General features: G+C 70.9%; 18 protein-coding genes. 15 read left to right on the top strand and 3 right to left on the bottom strand.

Going from position 1 to position 22,579, the window contains the following annotated elements:
- Positions 1-136 precede the first annotated feature (136 nt).
- From D7W81_RS11995 to D7W81_RS11970, 6 genes are all read left to right on the top strand, one after another.
- Complete coding sequence (locus D7W81_RS11995) at positions 137-1,009, top strand: CheR family methyltransferase (RefSeq protein WP_208721271.1); 873 nt, start codon at positions 137-139, stop codon at positions 1,007-1,009.
- Positions 1,009-2,052 carry a protein-glutamate methylesterase/protein-glutamine glutaminase gene (locus D7W81_RS11990; protein ID WP_120555492.1) on the top strand — a complete coding sequence of 348 codons (1,044 nt, stop codon included), beginning with the start codon at positions 1,009-1,011 and terminating at the stop codon, positions 2,050-2,052. The genes D7W81_RS11995 and D7W81_RS11990 overlap by 1 nt, the downstream gene beginning before the upstream one ends.
- 69 nt (positions 2,053-2,121) lie before the next feature.
- The gene (locus D7W81_RS11985) at positions 2,122-2,505 is read left to right on the top strand and encodes a response regulator (RefSeq protein ID WP_120555491.1); all 384 of its coding nucleotides are present in this window, start codon (positions 2,122-2,124) and stop codon (positions 2,503-2,505) included.
- Between the two features lie 28 nt (positions 2,506-2,533).
- On the top strand, positions 2,534-3,307 hold the full coding sequence (locus tag D7W81_RS11980; protein WP_120555490.1) for an ABC transporter ATP-binding protein: 774 nt from the start codon (positions 2,534-2,536) through the stop codon (positions 3,305-3,307).
- A complete protein-coding gene (locus tag D7W81_RS11975; RefSeq protein ID WP_120555489.1) occupies positions 3,304-5,025 on the top strand; it encodes a putative ABC exporter domain-containing protein in 1,722 nt (573 codons plus the stop codon). The genes D7W81_RS11980 and D7W81_RS11975 overlap by 4 nt, the downstream gene beginning before the upstream one ends.
- Positions 5,026-5,044: 19 nt before the next feature.
- Positions 5,045-5,935 carry an NAD(P)-dependent oxidoreductase gene (locus D7W81_RS11970; protein WP_120555488.1) on the top strand — a complete coding sequence of 297 codons (891 nt, stop codon included), beginning with the start codon at positions 5,045-5,047 and terminating at the stop codon, positions 5,933-5,935.
- A 68-nt stretch (positions 5,936-6,003) separates the two neighbouring features.
- Here the strand turns inward: D7W81_RS11970 and asnS are convergent, their stop codons facing one another.
- Positions 6,004-7,404, bottom strand: a complete 1,401-nt coding sequence (gene asnS / locus D7W81_RS11965; RefSeq protein ID WP_120555487.1) for an asparagine--tRNA ligase — start codon at positions 7,402-7,404, stop codon at positions 6,004-6,006.
- Positions 7,405-7,620: 216 nt separating this feature from the next.
- Between asnS and leuS the strand changes: the two genes are divergently transcribed.
- The 3 genes from leuS to lptE all read left to right on the top strand — a co-directional run bounded on the left by leuS (position 7,621) and on the right by lptE (position 11,319).
- On the top strand, positions 7,621-10,122 hold the full coding sequence (leuS, locus tag D7W81_RS11960; protein ID WP_120555486.1) for a leucine--tRNA ligase: 2,502 nt from the start codon (positions 7,621-7,623) through the stop codon (positions 10,120-10,122).
- 20 nt (positions 10,123-10,142) lie between these two features.
- The gene (locus D7W81_RS42770; protein WP_167508053.1) at positions 10,143-10,724 is read left to right on the top strand and encodes a hypothetical protein; all 582 of its coding nucleotides are present in this window, start codon (positions 10,143-10,145) and stop codon (positions 10,722-10,724) included.
- 73 nt (positions 10,725-10,797) lie between these two features.
- Positions 10,798-11,319 (top strand): LPS assembly lipoprotein LptE, encoded by a 522-nt coding sequence (lptE, locus tag D7W81_RS11945; protein WP_120555483.1) that lies wholly within the window; start codon positions 10,798-10,800, stop codon positions 11,317-11,319.
- A 45-nt stretch (positions 11,320-11,364) separates the two neighbouring features.
- Here the strand turns inward: lptE and rpsT are convergent, their stop codons facing one another.
- The gene (rpsT, locus tag D7W81_RS11940) at positions 11,365-11,628 is read right to left on the bottom strand and encodes a 30S ribosomal protein S20 (RefSeq protein WP_120555482.1); all 264 of its coding nucleotides are present in this window, start codon (positions 11,626-11,628) and stop codon (positions 11,365-11,367) included.
- Between the two features lie 172 nt (positions 11,629-11,800).
- Positions 11,801-12,985, bottom strand: a complete 1,185-nt coding sequence (gene mazG / locus D7W81_RS11935) for a nucleoside triphosphate pyrophosphohydrolase (RefSeq protein WP_120555481.1) — start codon at positions 12,983-12,985, stop codon at positions 11,801-11,803.
- A gap of 106 nt (positions 12,986-13,091) precedes the next feature.
- Between mazG and D7W81_RS11930 the strand changes: the two genes are divergently transcribed.
- The 6 genes from D7W81_RS11930 (at position 13,092) to D7W81_RS11905 (ending at position 22,548) form a co-directional block, all read left to right on the top strand.
- Complete coding sequence (locus tag D7W81_RS11930; RefSeq protein WP_120555480.1) at positions 13,092-15,242, top strand: tetratricopeptide repeat protein; 2,151 nt, start codon at positions 13,092-13,094, stop codon at positions 15,240-15,242.
- 3 nt (positions 15,243-15,245) lie between these two features.
- A complete protein-coding gene (locus D7W81_RS11925; protein ID WP_120555479.1) occupies positions 15,246-16,364 on the top strand; it encodes a DUF4388 domain-containing protein in 1,119 nt (372 codons plus the stop codon).
- A gap of 96 nt (positions 16,365-16,460) precedes the next feature.
- On the top strand, positions 16,461-17,492 hold the full coding sequence (locus tag D7W81_RS11920) for a PhoH family protein (RefSeq protein ID WP_120555478.1): 1,032 nt from the start codon (positions 16,461-16,463) through the stop codon (positions 17,490-17,492).
- A 215-nt stretch (positions 17,493-17,707) separates the two neighbouring features.
- Positions 17,708-20,221 carry an HD family phosphohydrolase gene (locus D7W81_RS11915; RefSeq protein ID WP_120555477.1) on the top strand — a complete coding sequence of 838 codons (2,514 nt, stop codon included), beginning with the start codon at positions 17,708-17,710 and terminating at the stop codon, positions 20,219-20,221.
- Complete coding sequence (gene ybeY, locus D7W81_RS11910) at positions 20,218-21,099, top strand: rRNA maturation RNase YbeY (protein ID WP_171438147.1); 882 nt, start codon at positions 20,218-20,220, stop codon at positions 21,097-21,099. Before D7W81_RS11915 ends, ybeY begins: the two co-directional genes overlap by 4 nt.
- 132 nt (positions 21,100-21,231) lie before the next feature.
- A complete protein-coding gene (locus D7W81_RS11905) occupies positions 21,232-22,548 on the top strand; it encodes an Lnb N-terminal periplasmic domain-containing protein (RefSeq protein WP_120555476.1) in 1,317 nt (438 codons plus the stop codon).
- Positions 22,549-22,579 lie beyond the last annotated feature (31 nt).

Below are 22,579 nucleotides of genomic sequence, written 5' to 3'. Positions count from 1 at the left end.
GTGCTGGGCGGGCTGGGGCGGCCGGAGTGCCTCCCCGCGCTCGAACAGGCGCTGTCGGTGGAGCAGGACGCGCTGGCCCGGGTGGCGCTGTCGGACGCGGTGGCCCGGTTGTCGGAGCGGTGAGGGGAGGACTCGGATGCCACGCTTCGACGAGGGCCGCCCGGAGATGACGCTGGAGGAGTTCCGGCTGCTGCGCGACCACGTCTACGCGCACTGCGGAATCCTCATCCACGAGAACATGAAGTTCGTGATGGAGCGCCGGCTGTGGCCCCGGCTGGAGGCGTTGGGCATCCAGGACTTCGGCTCCTACCACCGCTACCTGCGCTACGACGCCCAGCGCCACGCGGAGCTGGAAGCCGCGGTGGAGTCCCTCACCACGCACGAGACGTACTTCTTCCGCGAACCCGCGCAGCTCAAGGCCTTCTGCGAGGAGCTGCTCCCCATCCTGGAGAAGCGCAACGCGCACACGCGGCGGCTGCGCCTGTGGTCGGCGGGGTGTTCCTCCGGCGAGGAGGCCTACACGCTGGCCATGCTGCTGAAGGACAGCGGGCGCTTCAACGACTGGGACGTGGAGGTGATTGGCACGGACCTGTCGCGCCGCGTGCTGGCCGTGGCCCGCCGCGCCGAGTACGGCCCCAGCGCCCTGCGCGCGACGGCGCCGGACCTGCTGGAGCGCTACTTCATCCCCGTGGGGGTGAACCGCGTCCGCGTGCGCGACGACGTGAAGGCGTGGGTGAGCTTTGGCCACCACAACCTGGCGGACGTGGCGGGCAGCCAGCTGGTGCCGCGCACGGACGTCGTCTTCTGCCGCAACGTGATGATCTACTTCGACCAGGCCGCGCGCCGCCGCGTGCTGGGCGTCATCCGAGACAGGCTCTGTCCCGGGGGCTACCTGCTCCTGGGCCACGCGGAGAACCTGCTCAGCCTGGGCGCGGACTTCGAGCTGGTGCACCTGAAGGGTGACCTCGTCTACCGCCGGCCCGAGCTTCCGGGCGGGGAGGGCCGCTGATGTCACGCCCGCTCACGGTGCTCGTCATCGACGACTCCGCCACCAACCGCCGCACGCTCACCACGCTGCTGGAGTCCTCCTCCGACGTGCGGGTGCTGGACTGGGCGGGTGACGGCGAGGAGGGGCTCAAGAAGGTCCTGGAGCTGAAGCCGGACGTGGTGACGCTGGACCTGGAGATGCCCCGGCTGGGCGGCCACACCTTCCTGCGCCTGCTCATGAGCGCGTCGCCCACGCCCGTCATCGTCATCTCCAGCTACGCGCACAAGTCGGACATCTTCAAGGCGCTGGAACTGGGCGCGGTCGACTTCATCGCCAAGCCGCCCCAGGGCACACCGGCGGCGCTGGAGCACCTGCGGCGCGAGCTGCTCGACAAGGTGCACGCGGCCCGGCACGCGAAGTCCGGCGGACGCCCCGGGGCCGCGCTGCGCAGCGCCGTGCTGTCCGGGGAGGTGCCGCAGGTCATCGCCGTGGGCGCGTCCACGGGCGGGCCTCCCGCGGTGCAGCGGCTGCTGGAGGGGCTGGCCGCAGAGCCGGCCGTCAGCGTGCTGGTGGGCCAGCACATGCCGGCGCAGTTCACCCGGGCCTTCGCGGAGCGGTTGGACCGCATTGGTCCCTTCACGGTGACGGAGGCGTGCGAGGGCGACGTGGTGACGCCGGGCCACGTCTACATCGCGCCGGGCGGGCGGCACCTGCTCTTGTCGGACCGCACCGGGCGACTGGAGCTGCGCACGCCGTCGCCGGTGCCCTCGGAGAAGTACGCCCCGTCGGTGGACCGGCTCTTCGAGAGCGCGGCGGAGGTGCTGGGCCCACGGGCGGTGGCGGTGGTGCTGACGGGGATGGGCGCGGACGGAGCCCAGGGCGTGCGTGCCGTCCGCCGCGAGGGCGGCGAGACGTGGGCCGAGTCCGAGGACACGGCGGTGGTGTACGGCATGCCCAAGGAGGCGGTCGCCACCGGGGCGGTGACCCGGGTGCTTCCATTGGACGACATCGGTGCGGAGCTGGCCCTGCTGGTGCGCCGCCGCAAGCAGTCTTCCGGGCAGTGAATCGCCCGTTGCAGGACAGCCGCCGCACAAACCCGGGCCGGGCGGCGCGCGGGTGCTAGGCTGGGAGCCATGTCGCAGCAGATCCGCGCGCTGGTGGTGGATGACTCGCAGGCCATGCGCCGCAGCATCATGTACGCGCTCCAGCGCCTGACGGACGTGGTCTGCATCGAGGCGCAGGACGGCGTGGAGGGGCTGAAGAAGCTCGCCACGCAGGGGCGCTTCGACCTGGTGATGACGGACATCAACATGCCGTTGATGGACGGGCTGAAGCTCATCCACCACATCCGCCAGACGGACGCGCACCGGGCGGTGCCCATCGTCGTCGTGACGACGGAGGGCGCGGCCGCGGACCGGGAGCGCGCCATGGCGTTGGGCGCCACGGCCTACCTGGTGAAGCCCGTGCAGGCCCGCGTCGTGCTGGACACGGTGAAGGAACTCCTGAAGCTCGGCTGAGCTTCGACCAGGAGGCCCAAGGGCACGCATGGAACCGGCGCTGGACGTCGAGGGGCTAGAGAAGACGTACGGCGCGGTGCGGGCGGTGCGCGGGCTGTCCTTCCAGGTGGCACCGGGCGAGGTGTTGGGCCTCGTGGGTCCCAACGGCGCGGGCAAGACGTCCACGCTGCGGTGCCTGGCCGGCATCCTTCCGCCCTCCGTGGGGCGCGTGCGGGTGGCGGGGCACGACCTGTCGGTGGCGCCGGTGGAGGCGAAGCGGCGGCTGGCGTTCCTGCCGGACGAGCCGCGCTTCTTCGAGTACCTCACCGTCTGGGAGCACCTGAACTTCACCGCGCGCCTCTACGGCGTGGAGGACTGGGAGGAGCGGGGCCGCGCGCTGCTGGAGGAGATGGAGCTCACCGGCCGGGAGAAGTCGCTGCCCGGTGAGCTGTCGCGGGGCATGAAGCAGAAGCTGTCCATCGCGTGCGGCTTCCTGCACCAGCCCCGGCTCATCCTCCTGGATGAACCGCTGACGGGGTTGGATCCGCTGGGCATCCGCCGGATGAAGGCCTCGCTGCGCCGCCGGGCGGAGGAGGGCACGGCGCTGGTGCTGTCGTCGCACCTGCTGCCGCTGGTGGAGGAGCTGTGCCACCGGTTGCTCGTCATCGCCGGAGGACGCGCGGTGGCGCTGGGTTCGCTGCCGCAGATCCGCGAGCAGATGGCGGGCGGGGCAGGGGACGGCGCGTCGCTGGAGGAGCTGTTCGTGCGCATCACCAGCGCGGCGTCGGAGGAAGAGGAAGCGCGGGGGAACGAACCGGCGTGAGCTTTCCGAGCGCGGTGGCGTTCCTCTGGGTGAGGACGTGGCGCAACCGGGTGGTGCGCCAGGTGCAACGGCTGAAGCGCCCGCGCTACCTCCTGGGCGCGGCGGTGGGGCTCGCGTACCTGTACTCGCTGGTGGGGCGCAGCGTCTTCGTCCAGGGCACGGGCCGCGCGGTGTCCCCCAACGCGAGGCTGTTCGCGGAGTTCTCGCTGGAGGTGTCGGTGCTGGGCACGCTGGTGACGGCGTGGGTGCTGGGCGCGGACCGGCCGGCGCTGACCTTCACCCAGACGGAGGTGCAGACGTTCTTCACCGCGCCCGTCACGCGCCAGGCGCTGCTGCACTACAAGCTCCTGCGCGGCCTCTTGAGCGCCATGCTCGCGGCGCTGGCGGCGACCCTCTTCGTGGGACGCTTCACCAGTCCAAGGCCGGTGCTCTTCTTCCTGGGCGCGGCGCTGGCCATGGGGACGCTGTACCTGCACGGCACCGCGGCGTCCTTCGTGCGTGCGTGGCTCGTGTCGCGCGGGCGCTGGGGCAGCGTGGTGCGGTGGGCGGTGGTGGCGCTCGTCCTCGTGGCGGTGATGGGCACGCTCTTGTCCACCCTGAGCGAGCACCCGATGCCGGAGAACCTCTCCGCGCCCTTCGCCGTGCGCGAGTGGCTGCGCGACGTGCTCAACGCCCCCGGGCCCCGAGCGGTGCTGTGGCCAGGCCGGGCGCTGGTGGCTCCGTCGATGGCGCGCAGCAGGGAGGGGTTCCTGCGCTACCTGCCCGCGTCGCTGGCGCTGCTCGTGGCGCACTACGCCTGGGTGCTCGCGGTGGAGGTGCCCTTCGAGGACTCGGCGGTGGCCGGGGCGGACGCACGGACGCGGCAGCGGGCCCAGCGGTCCGCGCGTGCGGGGAACCTGCGCGTGGGGCGGGTGCCCTTCGTGCTCAAGGCCCGGGGGCGTCCGGAGGTGGCGCTCTTGTGGAAGAACCTCATCGCGCGCAGGCGCATGGGCAGCGGGCTGGTGATGCTGCTGGCCTTCGGCGTCCTGGGCGCCGTGTTCGCGCTGGTGATGGGGGACACGCGGCTGTTCTCCAACAGCCGTGAGTTCCTGGGACCCATGGCGCTGATGGTCGCGGTGGCCATGGCCGTGATTGGCCCGAGCGCGTTCCGCACCGACCTGCGCATGGACCTGCCCAAGCTGGAGCTCTTGCGCGCGCTGCCGCTCACGGGGCGGCAGGTGGTGGGCGCGGAGCTGGCGGCGTCCGCGCTGACGCTGGGCGTGGCGCAGTGGGTGATGTTGCTCGTGGCGCTGGTGCTGGGCGTGGGCACGGACGACGAAACGCTCGCGCCGTGGTCCGTTCCGGTGGTGTTGGGGCTCCTGCCGGTGTTGCCCGCACTGGGGCTCGCGGGGCTGTTCGTACAGAACGCGGCGGTGGTGCTGCTGCCCGCGTGGATTCCGGCGGACTCCGAGCGGGCGCGCGGCGTGGAGGCCCTGGGCCAGCGGCTGCTCACGCTGGTGGGCACGCTGGTGGTGACGTTCCTGGGACTGTTGCCCGCGGCGGTGGTGGCCCTCCTCGTGGGCTATCCGCTGTTCACTGTCATGGGGCGCTGGGCGGTTCCGCTCGCGGGGCTGGCGGCGTCAGGAGCACTCTTCGCGGAGGTGGCGCTGGGCGTCGCCGTCCTGGGCCGCGCCTTCGAGCGGCTGGACGTGTCCGAAGAACAGTCGAACGAAGCGTGAACGCGAAGGGAGCATCTCCATGAAGGTCGGCTTCATCGGGTTGGGGAACATGGGCACGCCCATGGCGAAGAACCTGGTCAGCGCGGGCCACGAGCTCAGCGTCTGGAACCGCACCGAATCCAAGGCGGACCCGCTGAAGCAGCAGGGCGCGCGCGTGGCGAAGACGCCCGCGGACGCCGCTCGTGACGCGGAGGTCGTCGTGTCCATGCTCGCGGACGACCACGCCGCGGAGGAGGCCGTGCTGGGCCGTGACGGCGTCGTCAGCGCCCTTCCGAAGAACGCCATCCACGTCTCCTCCAGCACCATCTCCGTCGCGCTGTCGGAGCGCCTGACGAAGGCGCACACGGACGCGGGGCAGGGCTACGTCTCCGCCCCCGTCTTCGGCCGGCCCGAAGCCGCCGCGGGCAAGCAGCTCTGGGTGGTCGCCGCCGGACCCAAGGCCCAGGTGGAGCGCGTGCGCCCGCTGCTCACGGCCCTGGGGCGCGGCCTCACGGAGCTGGGAGAGCGGCCGTCCGCCGCGAACACCGTGAAGCTGTCCGGCAACTTCCTCATCGCGTCGATGATGGAGGCCCTGTCGGAGGCCTTCGCGCTCTCGGAGAAGTGCGGCGTGGAGCGCGCCGCGTTCCTGGACGTCTTCAAGTCCGTCTTCGCCAAGGCGCCCATCTTCGAGAACTACGCGGGCGCCATCGCGAAGGGGCAGTACTCGCCCGCGGGCTTCGCGCTGCGCCTGGGCCTCAAGGACGTGACGCTGGCGCTTGAAGCAGGCCGGGCCGCGGAGGTGCCGCTGCCGCTCGCGAGCCTGCTGCGCGACCACTTCCTCACCGGCGTCGCGCAGGGGCGCGGAGACGAGGACTGGTCCGCGCTCGGAGCGCTCGCCCAGGAGCGAGCGGGCATCAAGCCGAAGGGCTGAGACACGAAGGGCCTCCCGGGAACGCGCCACGGGAGGCCCTTGCTGACTTCAGTGCGTCGCGGCGCGGGCTAGAACGTCGCGGAGCCCGGCACGCGCGGGTAGGGGATGGCGTCGCGGATGTTCTGCAGGCCGCACATGTAGACGATGAGCCGCTCGAACCCCAGACCGAAGCCCGCGTGCGGCACCGTGCCGTAGCGGCGCAGGTCGCGGTACCACTGGTAGTGCGCGGGATCGAGGCCGAACTTCCGCATGCGCGCGTCCAGCACGTCCAGGCGCTCCTCGCGCTGGCTGCCGCCGATGATTTCGCCAATGCCCGGGGCGAGCACGTCCATGGCGGCCACGGTCTTCCCGTCCTCGTTGATGCGCATGTAGAAGGCCTTGATGGCCTCCGGGTAGTTCATCACCACCACGGGCCGGCCCACGTGCTCCTCGGTGAGGTAGCGCTCGTGCTCCGTCTGGAGGTCCTTGCCCCACTCCGGCGCGTACTCGAACTTCTTCTTCGCCTTCTGGAGGATGGAGACGGCCTCCGTGTAGTCGATGCGCTCGAAGCTGGAGCCGATGAACTTCTCCATCCGCTCCGTGACGCCCTTCTGCTGGCGCTCCTCGAAGAACTTCATGTCCGGCGCGCACTCGTCCAGCACGGCCTTGAACACATACTTGAGGAACCGCTCCGCCAGCAGCGCGTCCTCGTTGAGGTCCGCGAAGGCGATCTCCGGTTCAATCATCCAGAACTCGGCCAGGTGCCGCGTGGTGTTGCTGTTCTCCGCGCGGAACGTGGGGCCGAACGTGTAGACCTTGGACATGGCCAGGCAGTACGCCTCCACGTTCAATTGCCCGGACACGGTGAGGTAGGCCTCCTTGCCGAAGAAGTCCTTGCCCCAGTCAATCTTGCCGTCCGGCCCGCGCGGCGGGTTCGTCGCGTCCAGCGTGGACACGCGGAACATCTGCCCGGCTCCTTCCGCGTCGCTGGCGGTGATGATGGGCGTGTTCACCCAGCAGAAGCCCTCGGAGTGGAAGAAGCGGTGCACCGCCTGCGCCGCAGCGTTGCGCACGCGCGTGATGGCGCCGAAGGTGTTGGTGCGCACGCGCAGGTGCGCCACCTCCCGCAGGAACTCCAGCGTGTGCTGCTTGGGCTGGATGGGGTAGGTGTCCGGGTCGTCCACCAGCCCCAGCACCTGGACTTCATCCGCCTGGATTTCGAACGCCTGCCCCTTGCCCTGGGACTGCACCAGCGTGCCCCGGCAGATGACGGAGGCGCCCGCGGTGAGGCGGAGGATCTCCTTCTCGTAGTTGGCCAGCGAATTGGGCGCGACGACCTGGATGGGGTCGAAGACCGACCCGTCGCTCACGTTGACGAAGCTGATGCCCGCCTTGGAGTCGCGACGCGTCCGCACCCAGCCGCGCACCTCCACCTTCGCGCCCGCTTCGACGGCCCCCGACAGGGCCTGCTTCACACTCACGACCTGCATGGTGCTCTCCCTCTGCTCCAGACCGGGAAGGCGAGTTAGTCGCGCCCGGCCCCGAGGGCAAGCACCGAGCGAGGCCCACCCCGGCCAGGGCTGTCCTTGGGGCCCCTCCTACACGGCCGCCCGGTCAGGAGCCCGGGGGCGCCAGCCGTCCAGGCTTTCGACGCGCCAAGACTTGTTGCCCGCGTGTCCTACCTCCCGCTAAGAGTCCGAGGAGCCATGGCGATGAACGAGCGTTACGAGCCGCAGTCGATTGAAGGAAAGTGGCAGACCCGCTGGGAAGAGGAGGGTCTCTTCCGGGCAGGCAGGCGTCCGGACGCCCCCAAGAAGTACGTCCTGGAGATGCTGCCGTACCCCAGCGGCCAGATGCACATGGGGCATGTGCGCAACTACCTCATCGGGGACGTCTACGCGCGCTACTACCAGATGCGCGGCTTTGACGTGCTGCACCCCATGGGCTGGGACGCCTTCGGCCTGCCGGCGGAGAACGCGGCCATCAAGGACGGCGTCCACCCGGCCATCCGCACCCGCGAGAACATCGAGTCGTTCAAGGCGGAGATCAAGACGCTCGGCTACAGCTACGACTGGACGCGCGAGGTCAACACCAGCCAGCCGGAGTACTACCGCTGGAACCAGTGGTTCTTCCTCCAGATGCTCGAGCGCGGGCTCGTCTATCGCCGCTTCAGCAAGGTGAACTGGTGCACCGGCTGCCTCACCGTCATCGCGAACGAGCAGGTGAAGGACGGCCACTGCGAGCGGTGCAGCAAGGAGGTGCAGGACAAGGAGATGCCCGAGTGGGCGTTCCGCATCACGAAGTACTCGCAGGACCTGCTCGACGCGCTCGACACGCTCAAGGAGTGGCCGGACCGCATCACCGCCGCCCAGCGCCACTGGATTGGCCGCTCGGACGGCGCGGAGGTGGATTTCCGGGTGCAGGGGCATGACGCCGCGCTGCGCGTCTTCACCACCCGCGTGGACACGCTCTTCGGCTGCACCTACGTGGTGCTCGCGCCGGACCACAAGCTCGTCGCCCAGGTGACGACGGCGGACCGCCGCGCGGACGTGGAAGCGTTCGCGAAGAAGATGGCCGCCCAGAGCAAGACGGAGCGGCTGGGCGAGGACGCGGAGAAGGAGGGCGTCTTCACCGGTGGCCACGCGCTCAACCCGGTGACGGGCCAGCCGGTGCCCATCTGGATCGCCAACTTCGTGGTGAGCGACTACGGCACCGGCGCGGTGATGAGCGTACCGGCGCACGACGAGCGCGACTTCGCCTTCGCGCGCAAGTACGCGCTGCCCGTACGCGTCGTCATCCAGCCCGCGTCCGGCGACAAGCTCGGTGCCGGCGAGACGCTGACGGAGGCCTTCACGGACGACGGCGTGCTGGTGGACTCCGGTGAGTTCTCCGGGATGCCCTCCGCCGAGGCGCGCCGGACGTTGACCGCGAAGCTGACGGCGCAGGGGCAGGGGACGGCGGCGGTGACGTACCGTCAGAAGGACTGGGGCTTCAGCCGCCAGCGCTACTGGGGCACGCCCATCCCCATCGTCTACTGCGAGAAGTGCGATCCGCAGCATCAGGGCATCCCCGTCCCAGTGGATCAGCTCCCGGTGCGGCTGCCGGACATCGACACGCAGACGGTGCTCACCGGCATGGGCGAGCCGCCGCTCGCGAAGGTGCCGTCCTTCGTCAACACCTCGTGCCCGAAGTGTGGCGGCCCCGCGCGCCGGGAGGCGGAGACGATGGACACCTTCGTCGACTCCACCTGGTACTTCGCGCGCTACCTCTCGCCGAACTACGACGCGGCACCCTTCGATCCGAAGGAGGGGAAGCACTGGCTGCCGGTGGACATCTACGTGGGCGGCCCCGAGCACGCCACGATGCACCTGCTCTACTTCCGGTTCTGGACCCGGGTGATGAAGCTCCTCGGGCTGTCGCCGGTGGACGAGCCCGTCACGCGGCTCATCACCCAGGGCATCGTCAACGGCGCGGACGGCACGAAGATGAGCAAGCGCCACAGCAACGGCGTGGCGCCCAACACCATCGTGCAGAAGTACGGCGCGGACACCGCGCGCACCTACGTGCTCTTCGCGGGCCCGCCGGAGCGCGACTTCGACTGGTCCCACGAGCAGGTAGAGGGCGTGTTCCGCTTCCTCAAGCGCGTCTGGACGCTCGCCGCCACGCACCATGCTTCGTCGGCGGACGCCACGCACTCGGGCCCCTACGAGGGCAAGGCGCTGGAGACGCGCCGCGCGGCGCACAAGTGCGTCAAGCGCGTGACGGAGGCCATCGAGCGCCTGTCCTTCAACACCGCCGTCGCCGGCGTCATGGAGTGCGTCAACGCGCTCTACGCGGTGGGCACGCCGGAGACGCCCGCGGAGAAGGCGGCGATGGGCGAGGCAGTGCGGCTGCTCGCGCGCATCCTCACCCCGTTCGCGCCCCACATCGCGGACGAACTGGCGGAGGCCTACGGCGCGAAGGCGTCCACCGTCACGGAGGCCTGGCCGGAGTTCGACCCGGCGCTCGTGGTGGACGACGTGATTCCGTACGCCGTGCAGGTGAACGGCAAGCTGCGCGCGGAGGTGCGCGTGGCGGCGGACGCGGATGAGGCGGCGGTGCGCGCGGCGGCGGAGGCGGACGACAAGGTGAAGGCCGCCCTCGAAGGCAAGACGCTGCGCAAGTTCGTCTTCGTCCCCAAGCGGCTGGTGAACTTCGTCGTCGGCTGACGGCGGGAGAGGGAGGGGCGGTGCCCGCGGAAGTGCTCGTCATGTGCTCCGCCTGCGGGCGCCCCCAGACGGCGGCCCGGCGCCGCTGCGCCTTCTGCAACGCGGAGCTGCCGGAGGCGCCCCTGCCGCCCCTGTCTCCGGCGGCTCCAGCTCCGCGGCCTCCTGTCGCCCCGCTGGCGGTGGACCTGGGCAACCGGCGCGCCCTGGCGGTGAATGACACGCAGCTGTCGTTCCAGGGGCGCCCGGGCGGAGGCCCGGCGCTCGACGTGCCCTGGTCCCGGGTGCGGCGCCTGGAGTGGCACACGCGGCCGTACCTGGAGGCCCTGGGCCTGCTCGCCTTCACCGCGCTGGGCCTCTTCTGGGCGCCGACGCAGGCGGTGCGGCTCATGGCCCTGATGGCGGGCGTCCTCAGCGTGATGCTGACGGGGCTCTACCGTCACCATGGCCTCACCGTGGAACTGGATGACGGCACGCGGATGCGGTGGCCGCTGGGCATGGCGCCACGAGGCTCGGCCCGCGAGGCGCGACTGCAGGCGGCCCGGGCCACGCTGGCCGAGGCGGGCCGCGCGCGCGACGTGCCGTTCGCCGGCCCCCGCATGTGAAGCCAGCGCAAGGCCGTGCGCGGGCCGGCCCCGGTGCTTGACGGAGGATCGCGGCCGGGTAGGGTGCGCGCCCATGCGGCCCTCAAGGAACGCGGTGCAGGCGGGTGCGGTGAAGGCGTTCCGGTGGGGCGTGGCGGCGGCGGCGGTGCTGGGGGCCGGGTGCGGCTACCGCTTCAGCCCGTGGGGCTCGGCGCTGCCGGAGGGCACGGGCCAGGTGTGCGCGCCCATCTTCGCCAACGAGACGCCGGAGCCCGGGCTGGAGAACCTCTTCACGCGCTACCTGCGGCAGCAGCTCATCCAGGCGGGCCGGCTGGCCAGCGCTCCGGGCTGCACGTCCACGATTGATGGGGCGGTGCTCAACATCTGGGCGTCCCCGACCATCATCCCCAACAACTACCGCATCTCCACGACCGTGCGGCTGCGCCTCGTGAAGGAGGGACAGCTGCTGTCGGAGACGGTGGTGTCGGGAACCGAGGACTACCTCCAGGGACGCGGAAACGTCCTGGAAGCGGAGGCAAACCGTCAGGCCGCGCTGTCGCGACTGGCGGAACAGCTCATGCGCGACGGGTACGATCGGCTGGCCAGCACCTGGTGAGGACCGGGGAGCCCGGTCCTCAACCCGCGGTGTGCAACGGGACGGCTAGGCCTTCTTCGCGGCGGCCTTGGCCAGCCGGGAGATGCGGCGCGCGGCAGTGCGCTTGTGGAGGACGCCCTTGCTGGCCGCCTTGTTGAGGGTCTTGGAAGCCGCCTTCAGCGCGTCCGTCAACTTCGAACCGTCCTTGGAGGCAATGGCCTCGCGGGCGGACTTGACGGCGTCCTTCACGGACGTCCGGACATTCACATTCCGGGCGCGGCGCTTCAGGGACTGGCGGTAACGCTTCTCTGCGGACTTGGTGTTCGCCAAGGCAATGCTCCAGCGGAAGGCAAGGCAAGGAAAAAGAGGGGCCGTCCTTACTGCGACGCCCCCGTTGCGTCAAGGCACGCGTGCGATCGCGATCAGGATTTCCGGTTCCGGAACCCCCGGGAGGTCCCCGGAATGCCCCAGGATGCACCATCGGCGCCCATCGCGGGAGGAATCAAGCCGGCGGGGCGGCATATTCCCACCGCAGCCCGGCCGGATCCGCGAACTGGAAGCCCGTTGGGGAGCTGGAGCCCGCCACCAGGCGCTCCGGATGGTGGGCCCGGAACAGCTCCAGGAGCCGGGCGACGGCCCCCGGGGAGGGCGCCTCCAGCGTGAGGGCCACCGGGGAGCCGGCCGGGGCCTGGGCGCCCGGCGTGAAGACGAGCCCCAGGCCCGCGCCCGTGTAGGCCGCCGTGCCTTCCGGCGACCGGGTGGGGGCCCAGCCCAGCCAGGAGGCCACGGCGTCCCAGAAGGCCCGCTGGGCCGCCACGTCCGGCACCGCCAGGCGCAGGGTGGCCACGGACGCGCGAGGCGGATGGGCCGGCGGCGGCAGCGCCTTCTCCACGGCCTTCGCGGCCTGCCAGTGGCGCTCCATGTGCTCCAGCGTGGCGCCGCCGAAGGGGACGCCCTCCTCGTTCAGCTTCGCCTCGATGTACTGGAAGCGGCTGGTGAAGCGGCGCGTGGCCATGCGCAGCGCGTCCTCCGCCGGGGTCTTCACGAAGCGGGCGAGGTTCGCGAGCGAGAACAGGACGTCTCCCAGCTCGTGCTCGATGGCGTCCCGGCCGCCCGACGCGATGGCCTCGTCCAGCTCCCGCAGCTCCTCGTCCAGCTTGCCGCGCACCCCGGGCAGGTCCGGCCAGTCGAAGCCGATGCGGCTGGCCTTCTCCGTCAGGCGCTCCGCGCGCAGCAGGGACGGGGCCGCGGTGGGCACGCCGTCCAGCACGGAGCCCGCGCGCCCCGTCTTCTTCTTGCGCTCCTCCGCCTTCAGCTGCGCCCAGTTGGCGAGCACCTGCTCGGCGCCCTTCACCTGCTGATCCCCGAACACGTGGGGGTGCCGGCTGGTGATCTTGTCGCTGATGGCCGCGCACACGTCCGCCATCGTGAACTCGCCCAGCTCCGCCGCCAGCTGCGCGTGGAAGACGATCTGGAAGAGCAGGTCCCCCAGCTCTTCACACAGGGGGCGCCAGGGGCCGCCGTCGGAGACGCGGTCCATCTCGTCCAGGACCTCGAATGCCTCCTCGGTCAGATAAGGGCGAAGCGAGCGCAGGTCCTGCTCCCGGTCCCACGGGCAGCCGCCGTCGGCCCTGAGGCGCCGCATGATCTCCACCAGTCGTTCCAGCTCAGTTCCAGGCGCCGCCATTCATTCACTCCCGAGCAAATCCCCCGCCGCGCGCTCCTGTAGCACGGGCACCGGGCACCACATGATTTCGGATCGTCCGCCCTGTCGCCTATCATCGGACGCCCGGATGCTCCGCTCGTTCCTCGGCCTGTGTTGCAGCCTCGTGCTGCTTGTCCCCGCGCGTGCCCCTGCGTTGACGCAGGAGCCGCTCCTGCGCATCGAGGAGAAGGTCATCGAGCCGGAGCCGGACCCCAGCACCTTCCAGGCCACGGAGGATGATCCACAGGACGACCCCGCCGCCGAGGAGGTCGAGGAACCGGAGCCCGAGCCCCGCCCCGACAACCGGCGCCGCGTCATCGCCCCGCCGCCCGTCAAGCCCGCTGAACCCGCGCCGCCCCCGCCCGTCGTCATCGTCCCGGCCCGTCCCGCCATCACGCCGGTGATGGCGCCCAGGGTGACGGACGCGGAACTGCTGGCGGTCTGGGAGAAGTGGAAGGCGGCCCGCTCGCGCAACGACCGCGCGGCGGCGGAGGCGGCCCAGAAGGAACTGCTCACGCTGCGCGAGGAGGTGCTCGCCTCCGACCTGGAACCGCTGAGCATGGGCTTCGTGCGCGAGGCCGGGGTCCGCCGCCGCGCCGGGGACCTGACGGGCGCGCTCGCGCTCCTGGATGTGGCCGTGGCCCTGTCGCCGGGGCTGCCCGCCGCGCGCTTCGCCCGGGCGGAGACGTACGTGGCGGCGGATCCGCTGAACGTGCCGCGCGCGCTGGGCGAGTGGAAAAGCGCGCTCATGACGGTGGCGAAGGACGCGCGCTACCGCAGGCCCGCCCTCACGGACCTGGGGGCGCTGGTGCTCGCGGCGTGGGCTGCCACGGCGGTGGCGGTGCTCGCCGTGCTCTTCCTGCGGCGGTTCCGCTACGCGCTGCATGACTTCCACCACCTGTTCCCCCGGGCGGTGACGCGCTGGCAGTCGGGGCTGTTGGGCCTCCTGCTCCTGGCGCTGCCCGCGGTGCTGGGCGCGGGCTTGGTGCCGGTGCTGCTCGTGCTCTTCGCCTCGGTGGCCCTGTACGTGGGCCGCGCCGAGCGCTGGGTGGCCGCGGTGCTGCTCATGGGCCTGGGCGTCCTGCCGCTCGCGGCGGGGACGCTGGCGCGCTTCACCGTCTTCGCCGGCACCCCCGCGGAGGACGTCTACCTCCTGGAGCGCGGCGGCCTGTCCGCGGAAGGCGCCGCGGCCCGGGTGCGCGCCCGCGCGGAGGCACGCACCGCGCGCTTCCAGGAGCTGGGGGCGCTGGCCTTCTACGAATCGCGCCGGGGGCTCCTGGAGGAGGCGAGGGCGGACTTCAAGGCCGCGTCCGCCCTGAAGTCCGGCGACGCGCGGATGCTCACGCGCTTCGGCAACGCGCTCCTGGGCCTGGGCGACGTGGAGGGCGCGGAGCTCCTCTACACCCAGGCGTCCAAGGCGGATCCGTCCATGGCGGCGCCGCACTACAACCTGGGGCAGGTGTACCGGCGCCGGGCCCGGCTCCTGCCGGATGATCAGCTGGGCAAGGAGCTGGACCGCTCCACCTCCGCCATCGCCACCGCCCAGTCCCTGGACGACTCGCTCCTGCGCCGTGACCCGCCGCCGGAGGACCGCCCCCTGCTCAACCGCCTGCTGCTGTCCCCGTCGGTGCCCGAGCGCGACTGGATGGACCTGGCGGACGGCACCCAGGAGGGGGCCCGCGTGGAGTCCCAGGTGGGCCGCTGGCTGTCGCCCGCCCTGCCGCAGGGGCCGGTGGGCTGGGGGCTGACCGCGGCGCTCGCGGCCCTGGCCGCCGTCCTCGGCGAGGCCTCCTGGCGCGTGAGGACGTCGCGTGGCTGCGAGCGGTGCGGCCTGGCGGTGTGCCAGCGCTGCGACAAGGACCTGGGCGTGGGCAGCGCGATGTGCGGCCAGTGCGTCCACGTCTATGCGCGCAAGAGCCAGGTGCCCAAGGAGCTCCGCGCGCGCAAGCAGAGCGAGGTGGACCGCCACCAGGCGTGGACGAAGCGGGTGACGTACGCGCTCGGAAGCCTGGTGTCCGGCGCGGGCCACGTGGGCACGGGACTGCCGGTGCGGGGCGCCCTCTACGCCTTCGTCTTCAGCTTCGCCGTGGCCGCGCTGGTGCTCCACCGCGGCCTCGTCCGCACCCCGTACGGGGACGCGCCGCTGTACCTCAAGCTCGTGCCCGCGGGCATCGTCCTCTTCTTCATCTACCTGCTGACGCTGCGCGGCCTGCGCCGCCACCAGCGCGGGGAGGCCTGAGCCATGTCCCTCAAGGGCACCCTCAAGGACTTCGGCATCGGCGACATCCTGCAGCTCATCGGGCAGCAGCAGAAGACCGGCACGCTCCACCTGCGCAACAAGGACCAGGAGGTGCGCGTCGGCTTCCAGGACGGCCACATCATCAAGGCCGAAAGCCTCACCCGGAAGCGCAAGGAGCTCATCGGCGCCATGCTGGTGCGCGCCGAGATCATCACGGAGACGCAGCTGGAGGCGGCGCTGGAGGTGCAGAAGCGCACCCTCAAGCGGCTGGGCGACGTGCTGGTGCAGAGCCACGCCCTCACCGCGGAGCGCTTCCAGCACATGGCCCAGCTCCAGGTGACGGAGACGCTCTACCGCCTCTTCACCTGGAAGGCGGGCACCTACGAGTTCATCCAGGAGCCCGTGGAGCCCGGCCCCGACGGCATCACCCCGCTGCGCGCGGAGACGGTGCTGATGGAGGGCTTCCGGATGGTGGACGAGTGGCCCGTCATCCGGAAGCGCATCCACCGCGACGACATGACCTTCGAGCGCGTCAAGGCGCTCCCGCCGCCCCGCGCCAACGCCGACGACGGCGGGGAGCTGGGCGTCATCGGCCCGTCGGAGCGCCACGTCTACGAGGAGATCGCCGTGGGGCGCGACCTGCGCCGCATGGTGGACCTCTGCGGCCTGGGCGAGTTCGAGACCTGCAAGGCGCTCTACAACCTGGTCAAGGGCGACTACGTGCGCGCCATCGACCCGGAGGGCCGCGCGCCGGTTCCGGAGGACACCCGCCTGGTCGCCCGGGTGGCGGGCCCGGTGGGCCGCATTGCGGTGACCATGGCGGTCATCGCGGGGCTCGCGTTCATCGCGTCCCGCTGGGTCGGGGGACAGGGTCCGGAGGCCGGCGCCTCCCGGTTGGGAGATCCTGCCGCCCAGCGTCAGATTGCCCACGCGCAGCGCGTCCGCATCGAGGCCGCGCTGGAGGTGTTCCAGCTGGAAAAGGGCACCCTCCCAGAGCGGCTGGATGCATTGGTGGATGCCGGATTGTTGAGCCCCGAGGAGCTGCGCTACCCCTGGCGGGAGGAGTACTATTACCGCCGCACGGCCGCCCGGCAGTTCATCCTCCTACCGCCCGTGCGCTAGCCTGCGGGCAGGCTCGCCGTCGTGAGATGGCGGGCGTGGGGGGAGGGTCGGCGTTAACTTGAAGGCGAGCGATCACTGAACGAGGAACGACGCGCATTGCGAAATCCCGCCACGCTGGAAGTGCCCGCCACTCGTACTGAATCCACCCCCACCTCCGCCAAGGTGGACGTCCGTGACAACGAGACGACCCTGGCCCTGTGCGGAAACCAGAACGAAAACCTCAAGCTGATGGAGCGGCGCCTGGGGGTCCGGGTGGGGCAGCGCGGTACGGAGCTGCTCCTGTCGGGTCCGGCGGACGCGGTCGCCTTCGCCGTGCGCCTGGTGGAGAACCTGGAGGAGATGATCCGCGCGGGACGCACCGTCTACCGCGAGGACGTGGAGCAGGCCATCAAGGTCCTGGGCCGCGGCTCGGAGTCGCTGCAGGAGGTCATGCTCGGCACCGTCCTCAAGAGCTCCGGCAACCGGCAGATCGCCCCCAAGAGCATCGCGCAGAAGCGCTACGTGGACGCCATCCGCGCCCACGACATCGTCTTCGGCGTGGGCCCCGCCGGCACCGGCAAGACGTACCTCGCCATGGCCATGGCGGTCGCCTTCCTCCAGGAGCGCAAGGTCAAGCGCATCATCCTGGCGCGTCCCGCCGTGGAGGCCGGTGAGAAGCTCGGCTTCCTGCCCGGCGACCTGGCGGAGAAGGTGAACCCCTACCTGCGACCGCTCTACGACGCACTGCACGACATGATGGCCGTGGAGCGCGCCCAGACGCTGGTGGAGCAGGGGGTGGTGGAGGTGGCGCCGCTCGCGTTCATGCGCGGCCGCACCCTCAACGACGCCTTCGTCATCCTCGACGAGGCGCAGAACACCACCGTGGAGCAGATGAAGATGTTCCTCACCCGCCTGGGCTACAACAGCAAGGCGGTCATCACGGGGGACGTGACCCAGGTGGACCTGCCCACGGGCAAGGCGTCCGGCCTGAACCACGCGCGCTCCGTGCTCAAGAACATCGAAGGCATCCACTTCTCGGAGTTCTCCGACGTGGACGTCGTGCGCCACCCGCTGGTGCAGGAGGTCATCCGCGCCTACGAGCGCGCCGAGGCCCAGAAGGCGGCCCCCGCGGCGTCTTCCGAAGACTGAGGTCGTGACGTCGCACCCGCCACCCCCGCTCCCAGGCTTGCGCCAGGGCGGGGGTGGAGTCGTTGGGTGACCCACACCGCTGCCTGTTGGCTTACCCGCATTTTTCGCAGAGCGAACTGGCGTCCGGGCGGCGGCTGTCCCACCCTCACGAATTTTCCCCGTCGCTGCTTCCTTCTAGGGAGCCTTGACGTCTTCGCAGGGTGAGGAGTTCCCCCATGGCCGATCCTGAATCACCAACCCCCGGGCCCAGTCCGCTGGACGCGCTCGCGGTCCGCCTGGGGCTCGGGCGCAGTGGGGATTGGGGCCGGCGCATCGTGCAGGGCCTGCTGCTGCTCGTGGTCTCCGTGGGGGCGGGTTTCGTCATCTCCCCGGGCCTCTACAGCCAGCAGATTCCGGCGCTCACCCAGGACAACCTGGGCAAGCCGTTCCGGGCCAACTCGCCCGCCGGCTTCAAGGCCGCGCGCGACTACGACATCGTCCACCAGTCCATGACGGAGCAGCGCCGCCGCGAGGCCCGGAGCTCCGTGCGCCCGGTGTACGACCTCAACCCGGCCGTGGTGGGCAACCTGCGCGCGTCCGTGCGCGCGGCCTTCGCCGGCGCGCGCGAGCACCTGGAAGAGGAGAAGGACGCCCGCACGGATGAATCCGTGCCGGAGGAGGGCACGGCGAAGCGCCGCAAGCCCGTGCCGCTCACGCCGGAGGCCCTGGAGCGCCAGCGCCGCGACCGCGAGGAGATGCAGGCCGGGTTCCAGGAGCAGCTCTTCGGCCAGCGCGACGCGGGGCTGGAGCCCGAGGACTTCCAGGCAATCATCGCCAATGGCTTCTCCGAGGAGGCGGAGGCCGCCACGCTGCTGCTGCTCGACCGCGCCTACCGCGCGGAAGGCAGCCAGGTGTACGTGGCCGGCTCGCGCGAGGAGCTGGTGCGGGAGGCGCCCCAGGGCCTCACCGTGCGCGACGTGCAGCACAAGAACGAGGAGACGCTGCCCGCGGGCGCCAACCAGGTGGTGGACATGCGGGAGGCGCACCAGGAGATGGACCGCTTCGCCTCCGTGCCCGGCAACGTGCTGCCGGATGCCCCGGCGGTGCAGCGCCGCGCCGTGCTGCGCATCGCCAAGCGGCTGGTGCGTCCCAGCCTGACCATCAACATCGCGGAGACGGACCTGCGCCGCCGGCTCGCGGGCGACGCGGTGAAGGACGCCGTCATCGCCATCAAGAAGGGCCAGCGCGTCATCGGCGACGGCGAGCTCGTCAACGAAACGCACCTCGTCATGCTGCGCGGCATGCGCGCGCAGACGGACCGCCTGGACCTGCTCCAGCTCCAGGTGGGCGGCACGGGCCTGGTGGCCCTGCTGGTGGTGTGCTTCTACGGCTTCTGCCGCGCGGCCTTCCGCCGCTTCCGCCCCACGCGCAAGGACGGCGTGCTGCTGGGCCTCCTGCTGGTGGGCCTGCTGGGCCTGCTCCAGGTCTGGGTGTCCATCGCGGACGCGGTGCAGGACCGCTACACGGCGCTGCCCATTGAAGCGTTCTATTACGCCTTCCCGGTCGCGGCGGGCGCCATGCTGGTGCGCTTCATCCTCGCGCAGGAGCTGGCGCTGTTCTTCGCCATGGTGTTCGCGTGCCTCGCGGGCGTGATGCTGGGCAACTCGCTGGCGTTCGGCATCTACACGCTGGTGGGCTCGCTGGTGGCGGCGGAGCGCATCGTCAAGGCGAAGGACCGCGTGGGCATCTTCCGCGCGGGCCTCGTCACCGGCACCGCCAACCTCATCGCCGTGCTGTTCCTGTTCCTCGTGGAGGGCAAGGGGCTGGCCGGGGACACGGTCGTCACGGGGCTGTGCGCGTTCGTCGGCACCTCGCTCGCCGTCCCGGTGATGGTGATGGCGCTGACGCCGCTCATCGAGGCCACGTTCGGCTACGCGTCGGACATCAAGCTCCTGGAGCTGGCGAACCTGAACCACCCGGCGCTCAAGGAACTCATCGTCCAGGCGCCCGGCACGTACCACCACTCCATCATCATCGGCACGCTGGTGGAGAACGCGGCGGAGACGATTGGCGCGAACCCGCTGCTGGCGCGCTCGTGCGCGTACTACCACGACATCGGGAAGGGCCGGAACCCGCTCTACTTCGGGGAGAACCAGAAGGGGGAGAACCGGCATGACGGCCTGGCGCCCGCGATGAGCGCGGTCATCATCAAGCGCCACGTCACGGAAGGCCTGGAGATGGCCCGGCAGTACCGCCTGCCCAAGCTGGTGGCGGACGCCATCCCCCAGCACCACGGCACGCGCACGGTGGGCTTCTTCTTCCACAAGGCCCTGAAGGAGCAGGAGGGCAAGGAAGGCGCGCCCCCCATCGATGAGAGCATCTACCGCTACCCGGGCCCCAAGCCGCAGTTCCGCGAGGCGGCGCTGGTGATGATCGCCGACGCGGTGGAGGCCTCCACGCGCTCCATGCCGGACCCCACCAGCGCGAAGCTCCAGGCGCAGGTGCAGAAGATCATCAACATCATCTTCTCCGAGGGCCAGCTCGACGAGTGCGACCTGACGCTCAAGGACCTGAACCTCATCGCCCAGTCCTTCCTGCACACGCTGGAGGGCATCTACCACACGCGTCCCGTCTACCCGGCGGGCGCCATGGGTGGGGGCAAGGCCGGGGGCGCGCCGCTGATGATGGCGCCCGCGCCCGCGAAGACCGAAGCGAAGGACACGAAGGTGCGAACGGCGGGCATGTCATGAGCCGCAAGGTGGAGGGCGTGAAGCTGCGCAAGGGCAAGGTGATTCCGCGCGACGACGGCAAGCGCATCGAGGAGTTCGTCGGCGTGGCCAGCACGCAGACCGAATCCGCCTCCGTGGCGCGCATGCGGGCGCCGCCAGGCTGGAGCGAACCGGCGCAGACGCCGGAGTTCGACGAGGTGGTGCTCGTCCTCACGGGCGAGCTCACCCTCGTGGTGGACGGCAAGCGCGAACGGATTGGCGCGGGCGAGGTGGGGCTGGTGCCGCGCGGCAAGCGCGTCGTGTACCGCAACGACAGCCAGGGCGCGTGTGACTACTGGTCCGTCTGCGCGCCGGCGTTCCGCGTGGAACTGGCCCACATCGAGAAGCCGGAGCCCAAGGCGAAGGCCTCGGACAACCAGGTGACGGTGCAGGTGGCGCACGGGCAGGGCGAGGACTACGAACGCCTGCTCACCACCTGGGGCCGCGACTACCTGAAGCGCCTGGGGCTCACCGGCTGCGAGCTGTCGCTGTCGCTCGTAGGGGACCGGGCCATCCGCCGGCTCAACCGCACCTGGCGCCAGAAGGACAAGGCCACGGACGTGCTGTCCTTCCCCGCGGGGGACCAGCCCAAGGGCACCCCGGGCCCGCGCCCGCTGGGCGACGTGGTCATCTCCCTGGACACGGCGAAGCGGCAGGCGAAGGAGTACGGCCGCACGCTGGAGTCGGAGATGGGCCGCTACCTCGCGCACGGCCTGCTGCACCTGCTGGGGCACGACCATGAGAAGCCTCGCGACGCGAAGCGCATGGCCGCCCTGGAGGAACAGCTGCTGGGCGAGCGGGGCATGGTGGCGGACTCGCTGACCATCGACTCGCGCGCCCGCCGGGCGAAGCTCATCTGAATCCCCGCCGGGGGGCTTGCGGCCCCCCGTGCCTCCTTCCGGGTGGCCGACACCCGTCCGGCCCCTGGCGTTGAGTCGGGGGCCGTGCGTGATAGGTAGTGGGCGCCCGCCTCCCGCGTGTTGGATGGAACGATGCCCCGCCTGTCGTCTCTCGTCGTCGCAAGCCTGTTGGGTCTCCTGCTGAGTGCCTCCTCCGCGCGCGCGTCGGTGCCGCCGTGGGGCACGGGCGAGAGCCGGGGCGAGGACCTGTCCATCTGGCTGGTGACCTTCAGCCCCGGCGACGACGTCTTCTCCTGGTGGGGCCACGGCTCGCTGGTGGTGGAGGACCGCGCCCGGCGGATGCAGCGGCTCTACAACTACGGGATGTATTCGTTCGACGACCAGACGGTGGTCCACTTCGCCAAGGGCCGCCTGGAGTTCTGGGTGGGTGAGTCGAGCGTCAACGGCACCTTCCGCTTCTACAAGTCGCTGGGCCGCGACGTGCGCGTGCAGGAGCTCAACCTCACGCCGGAACAGCGCGTGACGGTGGCGAAGAAGCTGGCGGACAACGTGCTGCCGGAGAACCGCGACTACCTCTACGAGCACTACAGCGACAACTGCGTGACGCGGCTGCGCGACATGATCGACGTGGCTGTCGGCGGCCAGTTGTCGGAGGCGGAGAAGGCCCCGGCCCGCATGACGCTGCGCGAGCACACGCGGCGCTACACGGCGGTGGGCCCGCCCCTGAGCTTCCTGCTCGACTTCATGATGAACGACTCCATCGACAAGCCCATCACCCGCCGCGAGGAGGCCTTCCTCCCGGATGAGCTGGAGCAGCAGGTGGCGGAGCTGAAGGTGCCGGGCCCGGACGGCAAGCCCGTGCCGCTGGTGGAGAAGCAGTGGAACTATTACGAGTCCTCCCGTCCCCGGCCTCCCGCGCAGCCTCCGGACTTCGGCCCGTGGATTCTGGCGCTGGGCGTGCTCCTGGGCGGGAGCGCGCTGGGCCTGGCCGCGTGGGAGCGCAAGGGCAGCCGCGCCGCGCGCATCCTCCTGGGCCTGGAGAACGTGGTGGTGGGGCTGGCGCTGGGCATCCCGGGGCTGGCGCTCGTCGTCATGTGGGTGGGCACGAATCACGTGGTGACGCACCACAATGAGAACCTCTTCCTCGCGAACCCGCTGACGCTGCTGGCCGTGCCGTACGGCCTGCGCCTCACCTGGAACAGCGCGAAGGCGCGGGCGCGGCTCAAGTGGGTGTGGGGCCTGCTCGCGGCCACCGGCGCGCTGGGGCTGGTCCTGAAGGTGCTGCCCTGGTTCGACCAGGACAACTGGCGCGCCATCGCGCTCATCCTGCCCATCTCCCTGGGCATGGCCGGTGCCTTCTGGCTGGACCGGCTCCGGGCGCTCGTGCCAGGAACGGCGCCCACGCCGCCCCGTCAGGATGCGCCGGTGTCGTCGCTCAAGGCCTCCTGAAACACCCGGGCATCCCCAACTGTTTTCGCAA

It is taken from the genome of Corallococcus aberystwythensis (assembly GCF_003612165.1).
GTDB classification, from domain to species: Bacteria; Myxococcota; Myxococcia; order Myxococcales; family Myxococcaceae; genus Corallococcus; species Corallococcus aberystwythensis.
This window is presented reverse-complemented; position numbering and strand designations above follow the sequence as displayed.

Bases quoted from the DNA above. Each gene is read 5' to 3' on its own strand.
- D7W81_RS11995 (WP_208721271.1), top strand. From the start codon at position 137: ATGCCACGCTTCGACGAGGGCCGCCCGGAGATGACGCTGGAGGAGTTC.
- D7W81_RS11930 (WP_120555480.1), top strand. From the start codon at position 13,092: ATGCTCCGCTCGTTCCTCGGCCTGTGTTGCAGCCTCGTGCTGCTTGTC.
- D7W81_RS11985 (WP_120555491.1), top strand. From the start codon at position 2,122: ATGTCGCAGCAGATCCGCGCGCTGGTGGTGGATGACTCGCAGGCCATG.
- D7W81_RS11970 (WP_120555488.1), top strand. From the start codon at position 5,045: ATGAAGGTCGGCTTCATCGGGTTGGGGAACATGGGCACGCCCATGGCG.
- D7W81_RS11925 (WP_120555479.1), top strand. From the start codon at position 15,246: ATGTCCCTCAAGGGCACCCTCAAGGACTTCGGCATCGGCGACATCCTG.
- D7W81_RS11990 (WP_120555492.1), top strand. From the start codon at position 1,009: ATGTCACGCCCGCTCACGGTGCTCGTCATCGACGACTCCGCCACCAAC.
- leuS (WP_120555486.1), top strand. From the start codon at position 7,621: ATGGCGATGAACGAGCGTTACGAGCCGCAGTCGATTGAAGGAAAGTGG.
- D7W81_RS11905 (WP_120555476.1), top strand. From the start codon at position 21,232: ATGCCCCGCCTGTCGTCTCTCGTCGTCGCAAGCCTGTTGGGTCTCCTG.
- ybeY (WP_171438147.1), top strand. From the start codon at position 20,218: ATGAGCCGCAAGGTGGAGGGCGTGAAGCTGCGCAAGGGCAAGGTGATT.
- asnS (WP_120555487.1), bottom strand. From the start codon at position 7,404: ATGCAGGTCGTGAGTGTGAAGCAGGCCCTGTCGGGGGCCGTCGAAGCG.
- mazG (WP_120555481.1), bottom strand. From the start codon at position 12,985: ATGGCGGCGCCTGGAACTGAGCTGGAACGACTGGTGGAGATCATGCGG.
- D7W81_RS11980 (WP_120555490.1), top strand. From the start codon at position 2,534: ATGGAACCGGCGCTGGACGTCGAGGGGCTAGAGAAGACGTACGGCGCG.
- D7W81_RS11915 (WP_120555477.1), top strand. From the start codon at position 17,708: ATGGCCGATCCTGAATCACCAACCCCCGGGCCCAGTCCGCTGGACGCG.
- lptE (WP_120555483.1), top strand. From the start codon at position 10,798: ATGCGGCCCTCAAGGAACGCGGTGCAGGCGGGTGCGGTGAAGGCGTTC.